Genomic DNA, 7,224 nt, shown 5'->3' with positions numbered 1-7,224 from the left:
CACCAGAGAGCACAGCGCTAATAGCAAGGAGAAGAATATCGATAAGTTCATGCTTTTTACAACGTTCAATGCGAGGATCTGTAATTGAATTAAAATGTTTCAGAAAAGTAGTGCTCATATTTATGCGACCAAGTAATTATTATGCCTTGATCTGATCACTACTTGCTCTATAAGTTCAATTTATAATGATCTTGCCGTGGTATTGTGTAGTTGGCTAAAGAGTTGGGTTTGACTTTGCCGATTTTTTTAGAGTCGGCCCATAAAGTGTAATCTCTAATTTTATCATGATATTGTTTTGGTCTGTTTACTTCAATTTCCATTTGAACCTCACAAGGATAGTAATTCCATTAAACTTAACGGGCTTATAGCTCGTTTTCTTCCATAGTCAGTGTATTTTTAACAGAGTCGTTAATTAATTACTAGTCGTATAGTGCAAGGAATCTTAGGCTCATGCTCGCATCTCGCATCTCGCATCTCGCATCTCGCATCTCGCTTCTCGTAACTTTACTCTCGTAACTAGCAACTCGTAACTCATTCTAACTACACTGCGCTTGATTACGGCCTTGGTTTTTGGCTTGATACAATGCTTTGTCGGCGCGTTTTAACATCGATTCTATGTGCTGATCGCTTGCTTGTAAGGTGCTAACACCAATACTCACGGTGAATTTAACGTGTTTGTTATCGGCGATGATATCTTGTTGTTCGATATCGGCTCTGATCTTTTCTGCGATAGCCAAGGCTGTGTGGTTATTTGCCATAGGTAAAAATAAGACAAATTCTTCTCCACCAATACGCCCCGCAATATCTGATGCTCTGCTATGTTGGATGAGCTTATGCGCTGTGGTTCGTATTACTTCATCGCCAGTAGCGTGGCCATATTTGTCGTTTATAGCTTTAAATTGGTCTAAATCTAACAGTAACAGGGAGCAGGTACATTGCGCGTCATGATATTTTACAAACTGTTGATTAACCTTTTCGAAGAAGCCACGGCGATTATAAAGTTGTGTTAAATGATCTGTCACAGATAAGGCTAATGCTTCATGCTTAGCACGTTCTAGCTCATAGGTTCGCTCTTCTACTTTTTGTTCGAGCATGGTGGTTAGTTTTTGTTGTTCTTTCTTGCGCTGAATAAACACAGCTTGAATAAGTAATACCGCTGAAAGAGTAAATAAAAAGAAAAACTGCATAGTCACTTCTGCTGTTTTAGGATGATGATAATAAAAATAGCCCCAGCCTTGATTACTTCCGACCCAAGCTGCAAAAAACACCAACATATTCATGCAGCTGGTGGCAGTTGGTGATAACCGCGTAGCTGCATAAAGCAGCGGAAACAACAGTAATGCAGGTTGTAAAAATGGTAATGTCATGGTTGTGTATGCGGGGCCAAAAATAAAATAACACAACAAAACCACGGTCAAAGTAAGCAACAAAAGTTTAGAAAATTCACTAGGGGTGACCGGGTGCGGCCAATTCCGCCATAAAAAGTAAAGGGCAGGGGTGAACACAATTGCTGCTAAGGCATTGCTAATACTCCAATTTAATATGCCTACATACAAACCATTAAACCACTCGATACCAACTAGTGAGTATATGCCCACACCGAAAAGCGCAGAAATCACGCCAATCGCAATGCAAGCAACAATAAACACTCTGGCTAAACTGGTGACGCTTGTCAGCAGTGTGTGTTGTTTAAGTTTTCGGTTAATTAGCCAAAATGCTGTTAAAGCAGCGAGAGTATTACCTGTGGTTGTTGCGGCATTTATTGCGATGTGTTTAAACGTGAATGGATTTAAGTCGCTAAGATAAAAGTAACAAAGCACAACTAAACAGGTGCCTGATGCAACGCCCAACCAGGCTTTACGACCAAATAACATCAAGCCTGCTAATGCGACTCCTGCTGGTGGCCATACCGCCAGTGTTTTTAACACTTGCATAGTAAACAAGCCAAACAGCAGATAAACAGAGCAAACAATGATATTAAATTGCCAAGGCTTGAGCTGTGTGTTCATACATCCCTTTATGTGCTTATGTAAGAAAGCCACCGATCGGCGAGTTAGTATTAATCAAACTACTAATAAATTAGTATATTAGTAGTTGGGGAATAGGTAAATTCGATTAATTTAAAAGTGGTTTTTATCTTATTGTTTGCTATTCATACAATTTATTAGACTAATAGTTAATGTGCTTAAAAAACAACCCAAAGCTTATTCTTTAAAAACGTTTTTTATAAGTAAGGCTATACATATCAATGTGTTAAGTTTATTTTTTGATGCTCTCAACTTATTAAAAACACCTATTTTATAAATTCATACCCGACCTTTTGCCTAATCGTGTTTTGTATCTGGCTGCTTTACCCTAACTGCATAATAAAAACTCACACAATTTTTCAAGATAGGCAGTAGGAGAACTCATGAATACGAGGCAGCAATCAGCGTCAACAACGCCTGCTGAACAAGGATCGGATACTCATACCGACCAGCAAAGCTATCAAGCTCTTCATAAACCCAGCAGTGAATTTTCGAGTCGTGACGAATACCTTGAACACGAATTACAAATTATGCAGCCTAAGCGCTGGCGTCCTAACTTACCATTTCGTGATTATCGGTTTGAATTAGAAGACTCTATCCCTGCCATGGCAGGCACCATAGGCAAGGTGGTCATGGTGGGTGCAATTGCTGCAACGTTTGCAGCGCCACTAGGCTTAGGTGAAGGCTTTATTCTAGAAAACGTGCGTTATGAACTGTTAATTGTATCGATCTTCATTTTATTATTTTCAGGCTTCTTTTTACCAACAGCAAACTTAGCGGGTACGCATGGGCCGCTTATTCCTTTGATCCCGATTGTGGTTGCTGCAGGGGGTCACCCAATGGCCTTCGGTTTACTGATAGGGGCGTTTGGTCTGTTACTGGCACTTAGTAAAGGCGGGAGTTTACTGGCGGGGTTAACCAGCCGAGGCGTGTGTGGCGGTTTACTGCTTTACCTTGGTTTTATTGGCACGATTTCGCAGGTTAAAAAGCTATTTGCATGGGCTGAAGGCATTGATATGACCCATATCGCTTTCATTGTGATCTTGTCGACTATCGTGTTGTATGCATTACTTGAGCACTACAAAAAACGTTGGTTAGCCGTGCCATTAAGCTGTTTACTTGGCGGTTTAATTGCATTTTTACTGGGAGCGCCGTTTGAGTTTAAGACCGCACCGGGTTTACCAAATATGAACCCAATGTATTGGTGGGGTGAAAACACTGGTTGGATGCTGGGTTTACCGACCCTAGAGAGCTTTGTTGTGGTATTGCCATTTGCGGTGCTTGCGGTTGCCATGTGGTCACCTGACTTTTTAGGGCATCAAGTATTTCAAAAAATTAGTTACCCAGAACGCACTGAAAAAGTACAAATGAACATTGACGATACCATGTTCAGTGCTTCTATCCGCCAAACGTTTGGTTCTTTGTTAGGCGGCTCTAACTTTACCTCTTCATGGGGAACCTACATCGTGCCAGCAGCCATCGCTAAACGCCCAATTCCTGCGGGAGCGGTGTTAACGGCATTATTTTGTATTATTGCCAGTATTTGGGGCTACCCAATGGATTTAGCTATTTGGCAACCCGTGTTATGCGTCGCGCTAATAGTTGGTGTGTTTATCCCGCTTCTAGAAGCGGGTATGGAAATGACCCGCGAAGGTAAAACAACGCAATCGGCTGCTATTGTGGTGTTTTCATCGACTTTAGTGAATCCTGCATTTGGCTGGTCATTAACTATGTTGCTCGACAATCTGGGCTTAATTGGTTGTAAAGAACGAAGCTCTGAACTAACCCCAATGAGCCGCTGGATCATTCCATTAGTAATGTTTGTTATTTTAACAAGCGTGATGGCAATGGTGGGTATGTTGCCAGGGATCCCAGCATTAATGGCAGACTTTAGACATTAATATATAAGGGTAAGGTGATAAGCGCCTTACCCTTTTTCAAAGCTTTTATTTAAACTTAACTGTTTTTTCGCTGCGGGTGTAAGTTCGGGTATCGGGTTTTGTCCACTGGCCTTTTTTAAGGTAAGAGGTCGACACCACAAAGCTGTTGTTTTTAAACTCGCTTGTCGATTTCACCTTAGTGATCCCTTCTTTATTACCCGTTACATTTTCATAAGCAACAAATTGAGTAGGGCTAAGTACATTCATAGTGCCTTGGGTATAAAAACCTGCCGTAGTGAAGTAATAAAACACCAAAGACTGCTTTTTATTGTCCCAAAAAATCATCGACTCACCACCATATTCACCTTCATTGATAGAGTGTATGGTTTTAATCGCCGTGCCATTGAGCGCGCGTTGCCAGCTACTCACATCTTGCACGGCAGGCTTACCTGCTGCGACATTAAAGTCTGACTGCCACGTGCCTAAGTAAGGCTCAAACACTTTTAGCTTGTCATCAAGTTGTTGATCTGCAGCCATAACAGAAAGCGAACATAAGCAGATTGATAGTAAAAGTGATTTTAGGTATGCCATAATAGCGTCCCGATAAAATTAATTTGTTTTGCAGAGTATAGGTGATAATTCGTTGATTAAGAAAACATTAATTACATTTTCATTGTTGTTTCTAGCGCTGCTATGGCTGGTATCGTGGCAACTTAATATTACCTACTTTATTGCAGGCACTTACAGCGTAGCGAGCTTAATAAGCTTTTTGGTATATGGCTGGGATAAACGTTTAGCGATGCAACATGGCGAGCATACAATAAGAGTACCTGAGCGTACACTGCATATTTTAGGATTAATCGGCGGCTGGCCAGGTTCATTAATTGCACAGCAATGGTTAAGACATAAATCCAAAAAACGCAGTTTTATTGCCGTGCTTTGGTTAACAATTATTGCTAATTGCAGTGCACTGTCGTCACTGTACTATTTGTAGTTAATTTAAGAGCACAAACAGTTGTGTATTAATCTCTTTCTAACAGTACAGCGCCGCTGTGCTCTTCACCTAAATAATCATCTCTGTTGTAGATAGGGCATTTGGCCATTGATAAACAGCCGCAGCCAATGCAACCGTTAACGCGTTCGCGCAATCGTTGCATGTATTGAATGCGTTCATCTAATTGCGTTTGCCAGACTTTTGAAAGAGCTGCCCAATCTTGTTTAGTGGGTGTGCGTTGCTCGGGTAGGGTGCTTAACGTTTGTTTAATGTCTTCAAGAGTTATGCCCATGGTTTGCGCAGCTTTTATTACGGCAATTCGGCGCAAAACATCAGGTTTATAGCGGCGCTGGTTACCGTTATTACGCCAGCTACGAATAAGCCCTTTCGACTCATAAAAATGCAAGGTCGAAACTTTTACGCCACTGCGTTTTGCCACAAAGCCAACCGCTAGGTTTGCATCAATAAGTTTCTTATCTGACATAATTTGCTCCAAGGTGTTGACCTAAAGTTAGCTTGAGGTTTTACGCTGCGCACATCATAAAAAAGGAGTGATAGTCATGCAACAAAAACCAATAACAAATACGGTAATTATTTATTCAAGTGCACGAAAAAAGGGTAACACGAGCTTGCAAGTTAATGATTATAAAGCCCAATATGGCGGCGATGTAGTATGTCTAGATGACTATGTTATCTCGCCTTATTGCTACGATAAGCAATATAAAAATGATGATTTTTATGCGGTATTTGAAGCGCTGTTGAATTATCAACACTGGGTGCTGGCATCGCCAGTGTATTGGTATAACACCACACCGCAGTTTAAAGCATTTTTAGACCGGATCACTGATTACATAGATGATGAAACACTCAGGCCAAAACTGAGAACACTGCGTGAAAAGCAGTTTTCATTGCTCTCAAATGCAGGATCTGCTCACGCGCCTAACGCGTTTACCGAGATGTTTAAAAACACCTTTAATTACTTAGGCATGACCTTTAAAGCGCACCAACATATTGATGCTAGTTAAACGCGTTTAAACAAGGTAGGCTAGAGTAAAAAACAACAGGAACTTTTATGAAATCAACACTGTTAGGTTTATCTTTAGCCTTATTATCTTCGTTTAGTTATGCAGAGCAAGCTGAGCCTGCTATCAAAGGTTTTGGTTTTTATTATGATGTGCCAAACCATGCAGAAATCTCTGATCAAACGGTTTTCAAAGTGGCGTTTGATGTAGCTGATGCAGCAGAAAAAGGGGCGCAGAATAACAAAATGAACTCATTAGCACGATTCATTAATATGCATATAGCCCATGGTGTGAAGCCTGAGAACATTCAACTTGCTTTGGTTGTGCATGGTGGCGCGAGTGTTGATGTACTGGAAAACAGTTTTTATAAACAGCGCTTTGACAGTGACAATAAAAATCAGCAATTGATCTCACAATTGTTGGCACATAATACCGTTGTGTATGTGTGTGGGCAGTCTGCAACGCACATGAAAGTAAAGCAGCAACAGCTTATTCCTGGTGTGCAAATGGCATTATCGGCAATGACGGCGCATGCACAGTTGCAGCAGCATGGTTACACACTGAATCCATTCTAATGAATATCTTATGTTTTGGTGACTCAAACACCTATGGTATTTCCCCCGTCGATGGTAAGCGCTTTGCAGCCGATGAGCGCTGGCCTAGTTTACTGGGTATTAAATTAGGTGCCGGCTACCAAGTTATTGAAGCCGGCCAACCCAATCGCACACTGGTGAACGACCCACCTTTTAGTGGTGATAAACTGGGCATTAAATACCTAGAGCCTTACTTAGCGGCTTATCATTTAGATGTGATTGTTATTCAGCTCGGCACGAATGATTTAAAGCGCCGTTTTGCACTGTCGGCTGCTGATATTGCCAATGCCCTCGAAGCACTTATTTTAGATATAAAAAACTACTATCTGCACCGCGAATTACCCAAAATAATGATACTAAGCCCGCCAGCGGTGTATGAGGTTGGCGCGTATCAATCTATATATGCAGGCGCGGCTGCAAAGTCTAGCGAGCTAGTTGAGGCTTTTTCTGAGCTGTGCCAAGAACAGCAAACTTTGTTCTTGGATATCACAACAATCGCTACGCCTTGCCAGCAAGAAGGTGTGCATTTAACTCTTGAATCGCATAGTAATTTAGCCCAAGAGCTTTATAAAAACTTTTTTCATTCAGGTAGATTTTGAGCATTGTAACCCAAATAAATGGGACTTATTCACATGGATAGTATGGCCTATTCTTTTCGCAGATATGTTGCTTGATTTTATTGGTTTAAGCTTATTAATTAGCAACTAA

9 protein-coding genes are annotated in these 7,224 nt (G+C 41.1%); 5 read left to right on the top strand and 4 right to left on the bottom strand.

Going from position 1 to position 7,224, the window contains the following annotated elements; translation table 11 throughout:
* Positions 1–118: transposase family protein (locus tag ABMY41_RS03980; protein ID WP_349274175.1), on the bottom strand; the 118-nt coding region annotated here is incomplete at its 3' end.
* 418 nt (positions 119–536) lie between these two features.
* Positions 537–2,009 (bottom strand): diguanylate cyclase, encoded by a 1,473-nt coding sequence (locus ABMY41_RS03975; RefSeq protein ID WP_349274173.1) that lies wholly within the window; start codon positions 2,007–2,009, stop codon positions 537–539.
* Positions 2,010–2,410: 401 nt separating this feature from the next.
* On the opposite strand from ABMY41_RS03975, the gene ABMY41_RS03970 reads away from it, so the two are divergent.
* Positions 2,411–3,928 carry a DUF3360 family protein gene (locus tag ABMY41_RS03970; RefSeq protein WP_175078770.1) on the top strand — a complete coding sequence of 506 codons (1,518 nt, stop codon included), beginning with the start codon at positions 2,411–2,413 and terminating at the stop codon, positions 3,926–3,928.
* A 45-nt stretch (positions 3,929–3,973) separates the two neighbouring features.
* Here ABMY41_RS03970 and ABMY41_RS03965 read toward each other — a convergent pair whose 3' ends face one another.
* A complete protein-coding gene (locus ABMY41_RS03965) occupies positions 3,974–4,498 on the bottom strand; it encodes a hypothetical protein (protein ID WP_063704405.1) in 525 nt (174 codons plus the stop codon).
* A 52-nt stretch (positions 4,499–4,550) separates the two neighbouring features.
* Between ABMY41_RS03965 and ABMY41_RS03960 the strand changes: the two genes are divergently transcribed.
* Positions 4,551–4,901, top strand: a complete 351-nt coding sequence (locus ABMY41_RS03960; RefSeq protein WP_289097024.1) for a DUF1294 domain-containing protein — start codon at positions 4,551–4,553, stop codon at positions 4,899–4,901.
* A gap of 28 nt (positions 4,902–4,929) precedes the next feature.
* Here the strand turns inward: ABMY41_RS03960 and soxR are convergent, their stop codons facing one another.
* Positions 4,930–5,385 carry a redox-sensitive transcriptional activator SoxR gene (soxR, locus tag ABMY41_RS03955; protein ID WP_287245538.1) on the bottom strand — a complete coding sequence of 152 codons (456 nt, stop codon included), beginning with the start codon at positions 5,383–5,385 and terminating at the stop codon, positions 4,930–4,932.
* A gap of 76 nt (positions 5,386–5,461) precedes the next feature.
* On the opposite strand from soxR, the gene ABMY41_RS03950 reads away from it, so the two are divergent.
* The 3 genes from ABMY41_RS03950 to ABMY41_RS03940 are packed head-to-tail and all read left to right on the top strand — an operon-like array spanning position 5,462 to position 7,115.
* Positions 5,462–5,926 (top strand): NAD(P)H-dependent oxidoreductase, encoded by a 465-nt coding sequence (locus tag ABMY41_RS03950; RefSeq protein WP_289097025.1) that lies wholly within the window; start codon positions 5,462–5,464, stop codon positions 5,924–5,926.
* Between the two features lie 47 nt (positions 5,927–5,973).
* The gene (locus tag ABMY41_RS03945) at positions 5,974–6,498 is read left to right on the top strand and encodes a DsrE family protein (protein ID WP_289097026.1); all 525 of its coding nucleotides are present in this window, start codon (positions 5,974–5,976) and stop codon (positions 6,496–6,498) included.
* Positions 6,498–7,115: an SGNH/GDSL hydrolase family protein gene (locus ABMY41_RS03940; protein ID WP_289097027.1), complete on the top strand. Its 618-nt coding sequence runs from the start codon at positions 6,498–6,500 to the stop codon at positions 7,113–7,115. Before ABMY41_RS03945 ends, ABMY41_RS03940 begins: the two co-directional genes overlap by 1 nt.
* Positions 7,116–7,224: the final 109 nt, after the last annotated feature.

Source organism: Pseudoalteromonas sp. BZA4 (genome assembly GCF_040104395.1).
Taxonomy (GTDB): Bacteria; Pseudomonadota; Gammaproteobacteria; order Enterobacterales; family Alteromonadaceae; genus Pseudoalteromonas.
The sequence above is the reverse complement of the archived record's forward strand: the minus strand, read 5'-3'. Positions and strand labels throughout refer to the sequence as shown.

Coding starts and splice junctions, on each gene's coding strand:
- ABMY41_RS03975 (WP_349274173.1), bottom strand. CDS start 2,009: ATGAACACACAGCTCAAGCCTTGGCAATTTAATATCATTGTTTGCTCT.
- ABMY41_RS03970 (WP_175078770.1), top strand. CDS start 2,411: ATGAATACGAGGCAGCAATCAGCGTCAACAACGCCTGCTGAACAAGGA.
- ABMY41_RS03965 (WP_063704405.1), bottom strand. CDS start 4,498: ATGGCATACCTAAAATCACTTTTACTATCAATCTGCTTATGTTCGCTT.
- soxR (WP_287245538.1), bottom strand. CDS start 5,385: ATGTCAGATAAGAAACTTATTGATGCAAACCTAGCGGTTGGCTTTGTG.
- ABMY41_RS03950 (WP_289097025.1), top strand. CDS start 5,462: ATGCAACAAAAACCAATAACAAATACGGTAATTATTTATTCAAGTGCA.
- ABMY41_RS03945 (WP_289097026.1), top strand. CDS start 5,974: ATGAAATCAACACTGTTAGGTTTATCTTTAGCCTTATTATCTTCGTTT.
- ABMY41_RS03940 (WP_289097027.1), top strand. CDS start 6,498: ATGAATATCTTATGTTTTGGTGACTCAAACACCTATGGTATTTCCCCC.